Here is a 16,488-nt window from a genome sequence, read left to right on the forward strand (position 1 = left end):
GTGGTTAGGAATCAGCTTATTTATGATGCATCAAATGAACTTAAATGAGCTTTATTTTTACATGGTAGGATATTTTCTCTCAATGCCGTGCGATAGGGCGATCGTGACTAAAAATCGAATCTTTCACAGGTGCGATCGTCCGCTTGATCTGATTCATTCACGTTTAGAAACTCACTCTCGCGATCGTGAAAGCATCGTTTTGCCCTATGAACTCGATTCTCTAGTGAAGACCGTCATCAGCAGATCATCACCGTTCACAAAGGGCAAATCAAAGCAGTCTGTAAACTAGGGAAGGAGAGACGTTTTGGTTTACGCTGCCGAGAGGAGGAGAGAAATGATAGAGGAAGGGTTGCCACCTTATAAAGCAAAACAGGTGCGGGAATCGGGGAAGCAGTATTACGTCACCGATCGGGGCGATCGCGTTCCCAGTGTGACGGCGATTCTCAACGCGACCAAACCGCCAGAGCAGCGCAAAGCGTTGTTTGACTGGCAGCAGCGCATCGGAGTCGAGGAAGCGTCTCAAATCACGCAGGCTGCGAGTCGGCGCGGCACCGGAACTCATCGCCATGTGCAGCGCTATTTGCAGGGTGAAACCACTCCGTGCCCCGAAGCGGTGCGTCCCTATTGGGAAAGTATGGAGCCGATCGTCAAGTCGATCGAGCAAGTTCGCTTAGTCGAAGGGACGATCTTTCACGACGAACTTCGCTATGGCGGCGTGGTGGATTGTGTCGCCAGTTTTGAAGGAACGCCCTGCATCTGTGAGTGGAAAACGTCAGATAAACCTAAAAAAACGGTCGATCGACTCTATGACTACCCGTTGCAGTTGGCGGCATATTGCGGAGCAGTCAATCAGCTTTATCAAGACTATGACTTAAATTTGCGTCATGCTTTGCTGGTGGTTGCCATTCCAGAGATGCCCGCCGAAGTGTTTTGGTTTGAGCCAGACGCGATGACCGACTATTGGGAGCAGTGGGAAGAACGCGTCGATCGGTTTTGGCGACGACAGGGCTATTTCAGAGATTAAAGTAGATAATGTGAACCGGAGGACGCATTTCGGCTCCACTCAACGCTTAAAGCCAAAATTCCCAGCGGGTTGAGCAGAGCCGAAACCCATTTACACTAGGTTCTAAACAACCTGCTTTGAATACAGCTCTAAGTGGAGTTGACTGGGGGCAAACGCTCCATGTTCAGTCACGATCGCTGTCACTAATTCTGCCGGGGTGACATCAAACGCAGGGTTGTAATAATCAACTCCGGGCGGACAGAGAATCGTTTCTCCGACCTGATAGATTTCAGCCGGATCGCGTTCTTCGATCGGAATCTGACTGCCATCGCTAATCTTGAAGTCGATCGTCGAAAGAGGAGCCGCGACAAAGAACGGAATTTTGTGCGCTTTGGCAATCAGAGCCACGCTATAAGTCCCAATTTTATTAGCGGTGTCGCCGTTGGCAGCAATGCGATCGGCTCCGACAACCACCGCATCAATCATGCCGCGCTGCATACAGTGTGCCGCCATGTTGTCGGTGATCACCGTAACGGGAATGCCCTCTTGCACACATTCCCAAGCGGTCAGTTTTGCGCCTTGCAGTCGAGGTCGCGTCTCATCGGCATAAACCCGTTCCAGCCGATCGGCTTGCCACGTCGATCGCACCACTCCCAAAGCAGTGCCATATCCAGCCGTTGCGAGCGCCCCGGCGTTGCAGTGAGTCAACAGCCGCAGTTTTCCTGGCGTGGACGGCAGAACCGATAACCCGTAATCTCCGATCGCTTTGCACGTTTCAATATCATCGGCATTGATCGTCTTCGCCGTTTCAAGCAAGACTTCTTTTAAGTAGTCCACGCTGCCCAAGGTTTGACGTGCCGTTTTGAGCATTCGCTCGATCGCCCAGAACAAATTAACCGCCGTGGGGCGAGTGGCGCGTAACGTTTTGGCAACGTCTTCGAGGTGGGTGAGAAAGCGATCGCGATCGCTGGTTTCAATTTCTCGTGCGCCGAGATACATTCCATAGGCGGCGGCAACTCCGATCGCCGGGGCACCTCGCACGATCATGGTTTTAATCGCTTCTGCCATGTCGTCACAGCGATGAATATCGACCAGCGCATATTCATTAGGGAGGCGAGTTTGGTCAATCAGCAAGACACGATCGGCTTGCCAAATAACGGGGAAGACCTGGTTTTGAAGAGACATAAGGGCTAGGGATTGGTTGACGACAGGTTAAGAATAATGGCTGGAACCAACGATTCATTAAACTTCTTGCGAAAGTCCGAAGATGCCCTCATCCCCCAACCCCTTCTCCCAAGTCTGGGAGAAGGGGAGCCAGATTTCAAAGTCCCTCTCCCACATGTGGGAGAGGAATTTAGGGTGAGGGCAGGGACTTTTGCAAGAGGTCTATTGTGCCATCATCGGTTGAACGGTTGCGATCAACCCAATCCCCAGCGCCTCAAAAATGGACGATCGCTCACACGCTAACAGGCGACGGCTGACGGCTAAACAATTTGAGAATTTGCTCTGCCATTTGCGGCGGAGTCAATCCTAATTCTGCTTTTGACTCGTCAGGTGTAGCATGGTCAACCAAAATGTCAGGAACGCCGATCCGCTTGACGGGGACGGTGATATCGGCATCCATCAGAGCTTCGACCACCGCAGAACCAAATCCACCGGGCAGACAGCCTTCTTCGAGCGTCACCACTCGACCGATTTTTTCAGCCAACGGCAAGATCAACTCGGTATCAAGAGGTTTGGCAAATCGAGCGTTGATTACCGTAGATTCAATGCCGTGTTCGCTCAAGATTTCGGCAACCTGCATCGAGGGATAAACCATTGAGCCGTAGCCGAGCAACAGGAGATCATCGCCCTGACGGAGAATTTCACCTTTTCCGATCGGCAACTCTTCCCAGCCTTCTTCCATCAAGGGCACACCATAGCCATTGCCTCTGGGATAGCGCATGGCGATCGGACCACTCGTGTGATTGATTCCGGTCACAATCATCCGCTGCAATTCGGCTTCGTCTTTGGGAGCCATCAGCACCATGTTGGGAATCAGGCGAAGATAGGCGATGTCATACATTCCCTGGTGCGTGGGACCGTCTGATCCGACGATTCCTGCCCGATCGAGGCAGAAAAACACGGGCAGATTTTGAATGCAAACGTCGTGAATAATTTGATCAAACGCTCGTTGCAAAAAGGTGGAATAGATTGCCGCAACGGGGCGCATTCCTTCACAAGCGAGTCCAGCGGCGAGGGTGATAGCGTGCTGTTCGGCGATGCCAACATCCACATATTGCTTGGGCACTCGCTTCTGAAAGATATCCAATCCCGTTCCGGTTGCCATTGCCGCCGTGATGCCAATGACGCGCGGATCGTTTTCAGCGATCGTGCTTAGCGTTTCACCAAACACCTTCGAGTAGCCCGGAGGCTTGGGTTTGCTGGAGGGATTCGCCTTGCCCGTTGCCAGGTTAAAAGGCGTTTGGGCGTGATAGCCGACCTGATCATTTTCAGCGATCGCATAGCCTTTGCCTTTCACCGTCGCCACATGCACCAAAACCGGACCTGGATGCTGGTGCGCCTGTTTGAACGTGGCAATCAGTTCTTCAAGATTGTGACCGTCGATCGGACCCATATAGGTGAAGCCTAATTCTTCAAACACCGCTCCTACTTTGGGAACTGCCAGACGCTTCATGCCTTCTTTCAGCCGTAACAGTTCGGGCGAGAAGGGCATATTTTTGAACTGTTCCTCTAAGTTATCGGTGAGAAACTGAACAGGCGAACTGAGACGCATTTTGTTGAGATAGCGAGGAATCGCGCCGACGTTGGGCGAAATCGACATCTCGTTATCGTTTAGCACGACGAGCAGATTAGTTTTGGGCAAATGACCTGCGTGATTGATCGCTTCGAGTGCCATGCCGCCCGTGAGTGCGCCATCGCCAATCACCGAGACCACTTTGAAATTTTCGCCCTTCGCGTCGCGTGCCAGAGCCATTCCAAGACCTGCTGAGATGCTCGTAGAGGCATGACCTGCGCCAAAATGGTCAAACTTGCTTTCACCGCGCTTAAGATAGCCTGCGATGCCGTCTTTTTGACGTAGCGTGTCAAAGTTGGCATAGCGCCCTGTGATCAGCTTGTGGGGATAGGCTTGGTGCCCAACATCCCAGATCACTTTGTCGCGATCGAGATCTAGGGTTTGATAAAGTGCCAGGGTTAGCTCGACGACCCCTAATCCAGGACCGAGGTGCCCTCCAATGGTTGCGACCGTTTGCAGATGCTTTTCACGAATCTGACGAGCAATTTGCTGAAGCTGATAGATCGACAGACCGTGCAACTGGTTTGGGTGAGTCAATTCACTCAGATGCATACCGGGAATATCCTTGGAATGTGTGAATCGGTAATTTTATCTACCTTTTATCACTGTAATTCATTAGAGGAATTGATTCCGAGAATTGAGAACCCTTATCGCCTCTGCACAGTCATCAAGGTGATGCAACTCAGCAAAAATCGCTATTTCCTCACATCGGTGACGCGCCAACTGAGTTTGAGATTAATCCAAAAATTCCAGAAGGTGACGATCGCGATCGCGCCCAATTTCGCGGCAAACTCATTCACCCCAAACGCATCGTGCAGCAAACTCACCAGCAGCGCTTGCAGAATAATGCCAGCGAGACAAACGAGATTGAACTTAAAGAATCGCCGCAGTCGCTGCCGTTTGCCTGGTTGCTGTCTAGCAATGTCTCCAAACGTCCAGAGATCATTCCACAGAAAGTTGTTCACAACCGCAACTTCGGCAGACAAAATCGTGCTGCGAGCGATCGGCAAGCCTAGCTGAGTTCGCAGCAGATAAAACACTGCAAAATCGACAAACACGCCACTCAACCCAACTAAGCCAAATCGCAGGAATCGAGCGATCGGGAACCGCTCTCTGAGCCGTGTAATTCGTCCCCGCGATCGCAGCTTTGCTAGGTGCATCAAATATTCAACATACTGCCGCCAAGTGACTTTGCTCTCGCCTTCTTGCCGCTCTTGAAACACATAGCCGACTTCTGCCACTTCCTCAACGTTGCCCCGTCCCAACACCTCGATCAGAATTTTGTAGCCCAAAGGATTCATCAGGCACTCGGCGATCGCGGCTCGACGCACCATAAAATAGCCGCTCATCGGGTCAGAGACGCGCCCGATCACACGGGGCAAAATCATCAAACCTAGCAGTTGGGCACCCCGCGAGAGCATCCGCCGCACCAGCCCCCAATCGCTCGTGCCGCCCCCTTCGATATGACGACTGCCCACTGCCAGGTCTGCCCCATGCTCGATCGTGTTCAATAGCTCAATCAACACCTCTGGCGGATGCTGTAGATCTCCATCAATCACGCCCAAAACCTGCCCAGTCGCTGCTTGCCACCCTCGAATCACTGCCGTTGACAGCCCCCGCTCAGTTTGACGACGCATGACTCGCAGCTGCGGATAGTCTGCCATCAACTGTTGAGCCAGTTCCCAGGTGCGATCGGGGCTATTATCATCCACTACGATCAGCTCATAGTCATTGGGCAATGCCTGATCCAACAATCGGCTGAGAATCTGAACAATCTGCCGAATATTTTTGCCCTCGTTGTAAGTAGGCACAACCAACGAAAAATAGACCGGACGAGTCGTCAGCGCCGCATCGGGCACAGGAGGCACTTGCAGCACTCCTGATGGCACCGCTAAAAGAGGGCGAGATAAGTTAATACTCATAGTGAAATCGAGTTTTGGGTCGGGGGTCACGAGTCTAGGTCTAAAACCTGCTTGTGAGCAATCCAAGCGAATTTATAGCAATCATATTTATTTGAAGCATTAACCATAAATGCAGTGTTTCGCTTAAAGAAACCACTCTAAGGGGTATTTTCCTTTAAATCACCCCTGCCGATAGGAAAGTGCCAGACATTCACAGATGGGAATCCGTAAATATACGGCTTAGAGACAAACAAACCTATGAAAAAACGGTCAAGCTCCTGTGGTTTTATGGAGCGATTATAGATGGCTCTCTAAGCTAGGATTGGGGTGCCTCTTTTGTCAAGCGATCGGATAAGTGAAATCGCGTAGAACGTTTGTCACACAGCTCAGACTCTCTATAATCTTGCTTTCATGCCTAAGCGCAAACTCAAATCGTCACCTGCCGAAACCACTCCGACTTTGAGCCTTAAAGAAAAGTTGGCAGCTAAACGCAAAGCGGCACAGACTCGCAAGGACGTGATCAATGCTGCGTCAGTGGCGGCAGCAGTAGCGATCGTGGCAGGGTTACTGATGGCGATCGTCGGGGGCGTTAAGGGTGGGGTCGGTGGAGGAACCGCCGTTTTCATTCTGATGATTTCGTTTCAATATCCCTGGCAAGCCCTCTACGCTTTCCTGTTCTATATGCCCTTTAGCGGAACGGTGACTTATTCGATCGGGGGCAACAATCCTCTGTTTCAGCTTGCCAAAGACGGGTTTTATATCCCCGCTCTGATTGCAGTCATTCAATACTGCAAGCTCAGAAAGCAGCCGTTTTTAATGCCCAAAGCTTTAAAGCCTGCATTAGGAATCTTTTTGGCTTACTGCATTTTGGTGCTGCTGTTTGTGAATGGCGCACAGCAATTTTCGGGTAACGGGACTGAGAAACCATTTTTGATGGGAGTTTTGGGCATCAAAGTTTTGCTCGGCTATGTGCCCCTGATTCCCTGTGCGTATTATTTATTACGCAAAAAAGAAGATTTGCATTTCTTAATGCGAGTCACCGCAGTGATTATTTTGATCTGCTGTGGTCTCGCGTTTTTGCAGTACATATTCCTCAAGACTGGGAGGTGTCAGGGCACCGTGGGCGAAGGGGCAGCCCTGTTTAAAGCCTCTCTAGAAGCAAGATGTTTGGTAGGCGGGTCGCTGCTCTACAACGAAGAACAGGGCGTAATTCGGCTACCCGGAACGTTTGTCGCGCCGTGGCAGTGGGGCTGGTTTCTGATTTCTAGCGCCTTTTTTAGCTTCTCGGTTGCGTTTATGGATCCGTCTTTTTTGTGGCGCGGAGTCGGGTTGGGTTCAATGGCGGCAACGCTGGTGCTGGCGGTGGTTTCGGGTCAAAGAATTGCGCTGCTGCTCGTGCCGATCGTAATCGTGATTTTGCTGATCACCACAGGTCAAGTGGTCAATTTGAAGCGATTTATTCCGATCGCGCTAGTGTTGGGGCTGCTGATGAGCGGGGTGATGGTGTCAAACCCAGCGGTGGTTACAGAACGCTGGAATAGTGCGGTCGATCGCTGGAATGCCTCGCCTCCAACTGACTTTATTGCAGGTCAATTTTCTGACTTCTCTGACAACGGCAAGTCAAGCTTTTTAGGCAGAGGGCTAGGTCGGGCAACCAATTCCGCTCGCGGCTTGGGGCAAACTGCCTTGATTGAGACTTACTATCCCAAACTGCTATTTGAGATCGGACCGATCGGGGCGTTTTTATTCCTAGCGCTGGTGACGACGTTGACAGTAAGCACGTTTAGAGCGTATCGATCGGTGCGTGATAAAAGTCTGCGGGGCTATGGGGCATCATTTTGGACGTTTGTGCTCGTCATCAGCTACAACACTTATTACTACCCGTTAGATGTCGATCCGGTTGCGGTGTATTACTGGTTTTTTGCTGGAGTTGTCTTGAAGTTACCTGTGTTGGATCAGCAGGAAAAAGCCGCGATCGTAGACCCAATCCCCCCAAAGAAGAAACGTCGCCCGATCGCTCCCGATCCTTAATTTTCTCCTATTGTCTCAACACTCCCTCCCACTCGTGGGAACACTAAACCGTCCCTCTCTGCCGCCATCATGACTTGCTCCCTGATTTCTGTGATTATCCCTACTTATGGGCGCGAAGAGCCGCTTCAGGAGACGTTGCAAGATGTTTTGAAGCAGGATTATCCCAATTTTGAAGTGCTGGTCGTGGATCAAACGCAAGCGCATCAGCCAGAGATTCAGAAATTTTTGGATGAGTTGGAGAACTCTGGCAAAATTCGGCTGTTTCGAGTTAGTTGGGCAAGTTTGCCAGGGGCGAGAAATTATGCAGTTCGGCAGGCGAAGGGTGAGATTTTGCTGTTTTTAGACGACGATGTGCAGCTCGAATCGGGCTTTTTATCTGCTCATGCCAAAAATTATCTAGATAGATCCGATATTGGAGCCGTCGCGGGGCGAGTCTTCGATCGCATGAAGTTAGCCGATTTTAAGCCCGGTTTAGAAATCCAAGACCTGCCGCCCGAAGCGATGAATCCTGGAATCGCCTGGTATCACATTAATCTTGTACATACCGTCAAGCCGCAGCAGGTGTTGAGTGCCAGGGGCTGCAATATGTCGTTTCGGCGCGAGATTTTTGAGCAGCATGGGGTCTGGTTTGACGAACGGTTTCAGGGCAGCGCGGTGCGAGAAGAATCAGACTTTTGTTTACGCATTCGCAAAACGGGATTGATGATTTGGTATGACCCAGAGGCGCATCTGATTCATCTCGGTGAAGAAACCGGGGGCTGTCATGACATCAGCACGCGATCGCTAAAATATCAAATCACCTTCTATCACAATCATTTTTTAATGGGCTTTAAAAATCTCACGTTCTGGCAGGCGTGTCGATTTTTCTTGCGGCTGTTTGACTGTCATGTGTTGGGTCGTCCCCCGTGTCACAAAAGCGGTTCGCCGATCAAAGTTGTGACTCGATTCGGGTTCTATATTCTGGGATTTTTGCAGGCGTTGAAGACGGTGCTGCGATCACAAAACAGTCAACTTTATAGTCAAGAATCCTCTGAGGTGACTTTATGAGAATCTTAGTTGCCAGTCATTCGTATATCGTCGATCTCAACTGCGAAAAACTGCGCGTTTTAGCGAATTTAGAACCGGGAATTGAAGTGACGATCGTGGTTCCAAAACGCTGGAAACCGGGAGGCGTGATGAAGAACATGGTCGAAGCTCGATTTCGGATGGAAGGCTCTTTTCGGGTCGTCCCCGTCTCTAACTTCAGCCAAAACAACCAGGGACTGCTCACCTTTGGGGCGGATTTGATTGCGTTAATGCGAGACTTTCGACCAGATATCATTCAGGTTGAGCAAGGGGCTAAATCGCTGGCTTACGCTCAAATGATCACGCTGAATCGTCTCCTCGGACTGAAGGCAAAAAACTTATTCTTCACCTGGTGGAATCTGCCGTATTCGCTAAAATTCCCGGTGTCGCAGCTAGAAGCATATAATCTCCGCCACACCGATGGCGTTGTTGTCGGAAATCAAGACGGAGCCGAGGTTTTGCGTCAACGAGGCTATCAAAAAGCGATGCGAGTTATGCCCCAATTAGGAGTCGATGAGCATCTGTTTCGTCCCCAATCTCAACCAAGACTTGCCGCTCAATTGGGCATTAAACCTTCAGATTTTGTCGTCGGATTTGTAGGGCGATTTGTCGAAGAGAAAGGCTTATTAACCTTGATGAATGCTTTAGTGAATCTCAAAGATCGTCCCTGGAAATGGCTCTTATTGGGACGCGGAGCGCTGAAAGAAACGCTGCTCGATCGGGCAAAACAAGCGGGAGTGCTCGATCGCTTAATCTGGGTCGAAAGCGTTCCTCATAAAGAGGTCTTTCGCTACATCAACTTAATGAATACGCTAGTGCTGCCTTCTGAAACGACTCATCAATTCAAAACGCTCACCTCATCGGGTTGGAAAGAGCAATTTGGGCACGTCCTGATCGAAGCGATGGCGTGTCAAGTGCCTGTAATTGGATCTGATTCGGGTGAGATTCCCAACGTGATTGCCGATGCTGGGCTGGTTTTTCCAGAAGGAGACGTAGCGGCGTTGAACGATCGGCTCACTCAACTCATCGATCACCCCGAACACGCGAGAGAACTTGGTCAACGAGGCTATCAACGCGCGATCGCTCAATACACCAATCACGCTCTGGCTAAAGAATTATTGAGTTTCTATCGCGATCTGCAACTTACCTAAATCCTTTCCTATGCGAATTCTGCAAATCGTTCCCTCGATCGCTCTGATTTACGGTGGTCCTAGTCAAATGGTGATGGGTCTTTCAGCCGCGCTTGCTGCTGAGGGTGTAGAGGTGACGGTGTTGACCACTGACTCAAACGGTGATATGGGGCAACCGCCTCTAGACGTGCCGTTAGAATCTCCCGTCAAGCAAGATGGCTATGAAATTTATTACTTTCGCTGTTCGCCGTTTCGCCGCTATAAGTTTTCACTCAACCTGCTGCGATGGTTAGCCAAATATGGTCATCGCTACGATTTGGTGCATATTCACGCTCTATTTTCACCTGTGAGTACAGCCGCCGCCACCGTTGCAAGACACCAAAACCTGCCCTACATTCTACGACCGTTGGGGACGCTCGACCCTGCCGACTTGCAGAAAAAACGCCGAATCAAAAATCTCTATGCTGCACTGTTGGAGCGTTCCAATCTAGCAGGAGCCGCCGCCATCCATTTCACGAGCGACCAGGAGGCAAAAGTCTCCGATCGCTTTGGCACGTTGACTCACGATCTGGTGATTCCGCTGGGCGTGACGCTGCCCAAACCAGCCGAGCAATCGTTCCGCAGTCGAGTTGGGATTCCGAGCGATCGTCCTCTCCTGCTCTTTATGTCTCGCATCGATCCCAAAAAAGGACTCGATTTGCTGATTCCAGCTTTGGAAAACCTGGCTAACGAAGGTCGATCGTTTCAATTTATCTTAGCAGGAGCAAATCCTCAAGATCAGGCTTATGAGGCGAAGATTCGAGATCAAATTCAATCGTCTGTATTGCACGATAGCACCACTCTCACCGGATTTATTTCTGGCGGTGAGAAAACGACCCTATTGCAAGAAGCCGACTTATTTATCTTGCCGTCCTACTACGAAAATTTTGGCATCGCCGTTGCAGAAGCGATGGCAGCCGGAACGCCCGTTGTGATTTCTGATCAGGTTCACATCTGGCAAGATATTACTCAATCTCAATCAGGTTGGGTAAGTGCCTGCACGATCGAGTCATTAACCGAAACTTTGAGACTTGCGTTGAGCAATCGCGCCGAGCAACAACGCCGAGGACTCAACGCCCAAACTCACGCCCAAAAATTTTATAGTTGGTCAGCGATCGCCCAGCAGATGATTGAAGCTTATTCGCAAATCCTACGAGACGATTAGGTCAACACATCCATATAAACTGACGACCAGCAGCACCGTCGCCGCCATTTGGATGGGTCGCAGCCGGGGAGATTGAATCAGCGACTCCCTCACCAAAATAGACGCACAGGCTCCGATCGTATAAACCAACCCCAACAGCAAATAAGGAGTCTCTGGATTAACCATCCACACGATGAACAAAATCATCGACAGCGAGAGCATCAGCGTTTCAACTAACTGAGGCGGATTGTATTGCCCTGAAATCGCCAGCGTGTTCCAAAAGTGCCGCCACTGTCTGATCACAAATTGTTAGTTCCTTAACGTCACCGAGACTTAATTTTTATAGAAATTTTGCAAACACGCAAGCGCCTCGTCCGTTTCGACCTGGGTAAACACTTGATAAAAACGGCTCACACTCCAAAATGGGTCAGGAGTCGCGAGAATAATGGCTCGATCGACTCCGCGACGTTCTGAAGCATCACTCCATCGCCGCAGCGAATCGACCATTCCCAAAGGTGCCACGGGCGCACAAACCCAAATCTCTAGCGGGTTGCGAGTTCGCAGCGACTTCACCGCCACCGCCATCGTCATTCCCGTAGCAATGCCATCATCGACGATTAGCGCGATCGCTCCTTCAGGGTCAATATCAGGACGATCGACAAATCGAGCCAACTGTGCTTGAGCCTTGGTTTGAGCAACCCGCAGGGCTTCTTCGCGCGATCGCCCCTGATCAGATGACACGGTTTTTTGCCAGAGAACCTGTCCATCGGCGGTCACGGCTCCGATCGCCAGTTCTAAATTTTCAGGGCGAGTGATCTTCTTCGCCACGATCACATCAAGCGGACAGCCCAACGCCCGCGCTACAGGTGCCGCCACAGGCAATCCACCGCGAGGCAGCGCATACACCACAAATTTTGTAGAATCCGGCAGCGTTTGCGCTTCGGCTAAGACGGCTTGAGCCAGCTTTTCTCCGGCATCGTGGCGATCGACAAAAATCGTCGCGTTTCCAGATCCTTGAGACAATCGAGAAAGAGACATTACTTCCTCCAGTTGAGTCAATGGCTTTCTTTTATGATGAACGATTCGGTAGAGGAAAGACTTCTCCTAAAACTATTTCGCTCAATCGCCCTCAAACCCTTCCTTTCAACCTAGAATTTATAAATCGAAACGTCCTGCCTGCCGATTCATGGTTAATGAAGAACAGATTAGTTTATTTGATTTGGGATCTAGCCCAGAGCCGACTGCCCCTAAAGAGCCGCCAAAAGATTTTGACCCCAATTTGATTCCGACGAGTGCCAAGATTCCGATTCCGATCGGCACTTATCAAACGATGGAGCAAATGAGCAACCACTGCAATCAGTGCCATCGCTGCGATCTCGGAGCCAATCGCACTCATGCGGTCGTCGGGCGAGGCAACCTGAATGCCCCGATTATGATTGTGGGTGAGGGTCCAGGACAAACAGAGGACGAAACGGGGCTACCATTTGTGGGCAAATCGGGACAGCTATTAGACAAAATCTTAGAGTCGGTGAAGCTCACTGTCGAAGAAGATGTCTTCATCTGCAACGTGGTCAAGTGTCGCCCACCCGAAAACCGCACACCTTCAACCGACGAAGCGGAAGCTTGCAAAGGCTATTTGCTTGAACAGATTCGCATGGTTGACCCCAAAATTATTTTGTTAACCGGGGCAACTGCGATGAAAAACCTAGTGGGCATTAAGCAAGGCATTACCAAAGTTCGCGGTCAGTGGATCGATCGAGACGGACGGATGTATATGCCGATTTTTCACCCTGCTTATCTGCTGCGAAACCAGTCACGCGATCAGGGCAGTCCTAAATGGTTGATGTGGCAAGATATTCAGGCAGTGCGATCGAAGCTAGATGAGATGCGCGCCGAGTCCTAACGATCAGGCACTTTGGAAAAGACAACTCCGTTAGGTGGGGTTGTCTTCATCATTAAGCTTTAAGAAATGGTCTGTAAAGCGCTTGAGGATGAGATTACAACGATGGTAATTTAACCGGAATATTTAGTTTGCTAGACAAGAACTTTGTACATTCTAGAAAGTCTGCGGCGTTGTTGAGTTGTTGGACGATCGGAAGAATCACACTCAACACCGCCAGAAAGTAAGCTTTAATTCTCTGGGGCTTTCGGCGATAGACAGTTTTAATTTCAGCTTGCAGATCTTCGAGATAGACGATCGCTAACTCACGTCTTCCGTCTGGGAGTTTATCGACAAATTCTTTCAGCACATCCAACGATTTGAGAATCGCCGTTATCTCTTCAGGAGGGCTTTTATTAACGTCAGCTTCGAGAGAGATTTGTGTTGTTTCGTCAACTTGATTGGACGTTTGATCTGAACCTATCCGATCGAGAGCAGCTTTTCCTTCTTCAGTCAGATAGGCTCGAACAATTAGAAACTCTCTCGTCTTATTGTCAAAAACTTTTGCCGCTTTTAGATAGCCATCTTCTGCCATCGTGTCTAGATAATATCGCAGCATTTGCATCGACGTTCCGAGTGCCTGAGCGATGCTGTCTCCTGAGATGTTTCCGGCATTAATGGCTTGCAGAATCTTAATCTGCTTCTCGTTTAACGGCATGAGTTTGTGACGGGTACGATCGAGATGCTCATCTTATCCGAGTTTGGGTGATTCAGTCGCTCGATCGCAACGCTGATCAAGACCTCACTGCTCCAGCGTTACAGTCTCTTAACCAAGTCCGGACGGCTTGCCCGATGACCCCTTGACTGCTCTCTCTCGGAGGCGTGATCGGCGGTCCAACTGACGTAACTCCGGTGCGCGTAAACATCAGTGCCAATCGCCAACCGCTTTCGGTTTTGGTCAAAAAGAGCCAGTGAAATTGTTGAAGCTCGATCGCCGTGCCTGCCACGTTTTGTCGCTCTAGGGTGGTGATAAAGACCTGACGCAAATCCGAGGCGTTTTGAGGATCTGGAATCGTTGAAAAGGTGCCAGAAGTCAGAGGCAAGGGTACAAATTCGGGTCTGCCTGCGGTGATGATCGAGTCGAGTGAAGAAATCGCTGGGTAGCGAGTGCGCGATCGCACAATCACCCGATTTGCATATCCGGGCAAGTCTCGCAGCATTAGCGCAGTCAACGGCTCAACCTCTGACGGACAGGCGTGACTGACAGGTCTTATCGAAATTGCAGAGGACTCGATCGAGCCACCCAACAACCAAACCACACTCAGCCCACCTGTTAGAAGTTTTTTCACAAACTAGCTCAATTCTTCACAGATGCGATCGAACGCCCTCGCCGGATCATCTGCCGCCGTGATCGGGCGACCAATCACTAAATAATTGGCTCCCGCTTTTAGCGCTGCCGCCGGAGTCATGACGCGTTTTTGATCTCCGGCTTCTGCCCAAGTCGGTCTAACACCGGGACACACTAGCGTAAAGTCGTTGCCGCAGCTTTGCCGCAGTTGTGCCACCTCTTGAGGCGAACAAACCGCCCCCGACAAGCCACTTTCTTGCGCTAACAGTGCCATGTGCAGCGCATATTCTGGCAACTCTAACGGAATTTTTAACTCAAACGCCAAACTGCGAGAAGAAATGCTCGTCAGCAGCGTAATGGCAATTAGTTTTGGGGCAGGTAACCCAGCTTGATCTGCACTAGCTTGCATCGCCGTTTGAGCGTGGTGCAGCCCCTCTTTGCCACAGGTTGCATGAATGGTGACTAGATCGACTCCATAGCGAGCAGCAGCAGCACAGGCTCCCGCGATCGTATTCGGAATATCGTGAAACTTGAGATCGAGAAAAATGCGCTTTTGTCGCTCTTTGAGACTCGTCAAAATCGAGGCACCACTGCTGACAAATAATTCCAGCCCAACTTTCCAGAAGGTGACGTGCGGAAGTTTTTCGATCAGCGCGATCGCCTCTGCTTCAGAAGCAACGTCAAGCGGCACAATAATGCAGTCAGAAACGGGCATAGATTTTAAGGCACGAATCGCACAAATTTGTTTTTTCCGAGCTGAAGAACTTTGCCAACTAACTCATCAGGAGACTCAAAGGTCAAGTCTAGTGATGTCAGTTTGTCGCCCTCTAATCTGACTGCGCCGCCTTGAATGTGACGACGGGCTTCAGAGCTAGTCTTACACAGACCACTGGCGCTGACTAGATAGAAAGCCTTAACGGGAAACTGAATGGGTGCCAACGAAAATTTTGGCACGATATCATCGTTTGGCACGATAAAGGTTGTATCACTGACAACTGGGCTTAGTACACTACCATCCGCCTCTTTAACGATTAATGAACCTGTTATGGATTGCGGTTGAACGATGCTGCCTCGGAGTTGAACGATGCCACCTCGGACTAATTCACCTGCTGCCTTTTGAGCGTCTAGCGCGGCTTCTCGACCCCGATATTGGCTGACAATTTCTAACGCGAGACGTTTTTGACGATCGCGCGCTCCTTCTGGCAATTGATCTAACGGTAGATCAGTAAGTAACTCAAAATATTGCAAAATTAGCGCATCAGGAGTTTTCTCTAGTTTCGAGTACATACTCAGCGCATCTTCCGACAAGCCGACATAGTTGCCGATCGACTTTGACATTTTTTGAACGCCATCCGTCCCGATTAAAATCGGCATCAACAGCCCAAACTGCGGAGTTTGTCCAAAATGCCTCTGTAAGTCTCGCCCGACTGCCAGGTTGAATTTCTGATCGGTTCCGCCTAGCTCAACGTCAGACTGCACTGCAACCGAATCGTAACCCTGCATTAATGGATACAAGAACTCATGCAAATAAATTGCGGTTCCCTGCTTATAACGCTCTGCAAATCCTTCTTTGGCAAGCATTTGCCCGACCGTCATCGTTGCCAGCAGTTCTAGCGTTTGAGGAAGGTCAAGTTTTGATAACCACTCCGAGTTATAGCGAACCTCTAATCTTCCCGGTGTGTCAAAATCCAAGATAGGGCGCACCTGCTTAAGATACGTCTCAGCATTGGCAGCGACTTGTTCCTCGGTCAACTGTTTCCGAACTTCTGACTTGCCCGTTGGGTCGCCGATCCGAGCCGTAAAGTCACCGATAATCAAAACTGCCGTATGACCTGCATCTTGAAACGATCGTAGCTTTCTAAACAAAAGGCTATGACCGAGATGAATATCCGTGCCCGTAGGGTCAATTCCTAGCTTAATTCGCAGCGGGCGGTTACTCTGAATCAACCGTTGCTCTAGATTTTCATCAGGGCTTTTAGACTCAGGCTGATCGGGAAAAATTTCGTGAATGCCTCGATGCAGCCAGGGGAAGGAGTTCGACATAGAAGGTGCGATCGACAAAAATTTACGGTACTATCCCTTTGCGCTAGACAGGCTCACTTGCTAAAATTCAAGCTCTAATTAAGTCAGCCTACTATATTTAGTGTCAGC

At 50.2% G+C, this 16,488-nt stretch carries 16 protein-coding genes; 7 read left to right on the plus strand and 9 right to left on the minus strand.

Annotation, left to right across the window (positions count from 1 at the left end; all coding sequences use genetic code 11):
• Positions 1-22 precede the first annotated feature (22 nt).
• Together A8707_RS10570 and A8707_RS10575 are read left to right on the plus strand one after the other, a co-directional pair.
• Positions 23-289 (plus strand): hypothetical protein, encoded by a 267-nt coding sequence (locus A8707_RS10570; protein ID WP_068816778.1) that lies wholly within the window; start codon positions 23-25, stop codon positions 287-289.
• A gap of 45 nt (positions 290-334) precedes the next feature.
• Positions 335-1,024: a PD-(D/E)XK nuclease family protein gene (locus A8707_RS10575; RefSeq protein WP_068816779.1), complete on the plus strand. Its 690-nt coding sequence runs from the start codon at positions 335-337 to the stop codon at positions 1,022-1,024.
• A gap of 102 nt (positions 1,025-1,126) precedes the next feature.
• Here A8707_RS10575 and mtnA read toward each other — a convergent pair whose 3' ends face one another.
• The 3 genes from mtnA to A8707_RS10590 form a co-directional block, all read right to left on the minus strand.
• Positions 1,127-2,188, minus strand: coding sequence for an S-methyl-5-thioribose-1-phosphate isomerase (gene mtnA, locus A8707_RS10580; RefSeq protein WP_068816780.1), 1,062 nt, complete (start codon positions 2,186-2,188; stop codon positions 1,127-1,129).
• A 271-nt stretch (positions 2,189-2,459) separates the two neighbouring features.
• Entirely contained in the window at positions 2,460-4,352 is a 1,893-nt protein-coding gene (gene dxs, locus A8707_RS10585; RefSeq protein WP_068816781.1) for a 1-deoxy-D-xylulose-5-phosphate synthase, read from the minus strand.
• A gap of 143 nt (positions 4,353-4,495) precedes the next feature.
• The gene (locus tag A8707_RS10590) at positions 4,496-5,722 is read right to left on the minus strand and encodes a glycosyltransferase (protein WP_068816821.1); all 1,227 of its coding nucleotides are present in this window, start codon (positions 5,720-5,722) and stop codon (positions 4,496-4,498) included.
• Positions 5,723-6,112: 390 nt separating this feature from the next.
• Here A8707_RS10590 and hpsL point away from each other — a divergent pair, with 390 nt between their 5' ends.
• The 4 genes from hpsL to hpsP all read left to right on the plus strand — a co-directional run bounded on the left by hpsL (position 6,113) and on the right by hpsP (position 11,131).
• The gene (gene hpsL / locus A8707_RS10595; RefSeq protein WP_068816782.1) at positions 6,113-7,732 is read left to right on the plus strand and encodes a hormogonium polysaccharide biosynthesis protein HpsL; all 1,620 of its coding nucleotides are present in this window, start codon (positions 6,113-6,115) and stop codon (positions 7,730-7,732) included.
• Positions 7,733-7,801: 69 nt separating this feature from the next.
• Positions 7,802-8,779 (plus strand): hormogonium polysaccharide biosynthesis glycosyltransferase HpsN, encoded by a 978-nt coding sequence (hpsN, locus tag A8707_RS10600; RefSeq protein WP_068816783.1) that lies wholly within the window; start codon positions 7,802-7,804, stop codon positions 8,777-8,779.
• Positions 8,776-9,948, plus strand: a complete 1,173-nt coding sequence (hpsO, locus tag A8707_RS10605) for a hormogonium polysaccharide biosynthesis glycosyltransferase HpsO (RefSeq protein ID WP_068816784.1) — start codon at positions 8,776-8,778, stop codon at positions 9,946-9,948. The genes hpsN and hpsO overlap by 4 nt, the downstream gene beginning before the upstream one ends.
• Positions 9,949-9,958: 10 nt before the next feature.
• The gene (gene hpsP / locus A8707_RS10610; RefSeq protein WP_068816785.1) at positions 9,959-11,131 is read left to right on the plus strand and encodes a hormogonium polysaccharide biosynthesis glycosyltransferase HpsP; all 1,173 of its coding nucleotides are present in this window, start codon (positions 9,959-9,961) and stop codon (positions 11,129-11,131) included.
• On the opposite strand, the gene A8707_RS10615 is transcribed toward hpsP, so the two are convergent.
• The gene (locus A8707_RS10615; RefSeq protein WP_197484723.1) at positions 11,117-11,413 is read right to left on the minus strand and encodes a hypothetical protein; all 297 of its coding nucleotides are present in this window, start codon (positions 11,411-11,413) and stop codon (positions 11,117-11,119) included. The two genes, hpsP and A8707_RS10615, sit on opposite strands and share 15 nt — an antisense overlap.
• Before the next feature lie 30 nt (positions 11,414-11,443).
• Positions 11,444-12,148, minus strand: a complete 705-nt coding sequence (locus A8707_RS10620; protein WP_068816786.1) for a phosphoribosyltransferase — start codon at positions 12,146-12,148, stop codon at positions 11,444-11,446.
• A gap of 148 nt (positions 12,149-12,296) precedes the next feature.
• On the opposite strand from A8707_RS10620, the gene A8707_RS10625 reads away from it, so the two are divergent.
• Positions 12,297-13,013 (plus strand): uracil-DNA glycosylase, encoded by a 717-nt coding sequence (locus tag A8707_RS10625; protein ID WP_068816787.1) that lies wholly within the window; start codon positions 12,297-12,299, stop codon positions 13,011-13,013.
• Positions 13,014-13,107: 94 nt separating this feature from the next.
• Here A8707_RS10625 and A8707_RS10630 read toward each other — a convergent pair whose 3' ends face one another.
• From A8707_RS10630 to tyrS, 4 genes are all read right to left on the minus strand, one after another.
• A complete protein-coding gene (locus A8707_RS10630) occupies positions 13,108-13,707 on the minus strand; it encodes a helix-turn-helix domain-containing protein (protein ID WP_068816788.1) in 600 nt (199 codons plus the stop codon).
• 76 nt (positions 13,708-13,783) lie between these two features.
• Positions 13,784-14,338 carry a hypothetical protein gene (locus A8707_RS10635; protein WP_068816789.1) on the minus strand — a complete coding sequence of 185 codons (555 nt, stop codon included), beginning with the start codon at positions 14,336-14,338 and terminating at the stop codon, positions 13,784-13,786.
• A 3-nt stretch (positions 14,339-14,341) separates the two neighbouring features.
• On the minus strand, positions 14,342-15,052 hold the full coding sequence (gene pyrF / locus A8707_RS10640; RefSeq protein ID WP_068816790.1) for an orotidine-5'-phosphate decarboxylase: 711 nt from the start codon (positions 15,050-15,052) through the stop codon (positions 14,342-14,344).
• A 5-nt stretch (positions 15,053-15,057) separates the two neighbouring features.
• Positions 15,058-16,380: a tyrosine--tRNA ligase gene (gene tyrS / locus A8707_RS10645; RefSeq protein WP_074382493.1), complete on the minus strand. Its 1,323-nt coding sequence runs from the start codon at positions 16,378-16,380 to the stop codon at positions 15,058-15,060.
• Between the last annotated feature and the right edge of the window lie 108 nt (positions 16,381-16,488).

Source organism: Phormidesmis priestleyi BC1401, assembly GCF_001650195.1.
GTDB lineage: Bacteria > Cyanobacteriota > Cyanobacteriia > Leptolyngbyales > Leptolyngbyaceae > Phormidesmis_A > Phormidesmis_A priestleyi_B.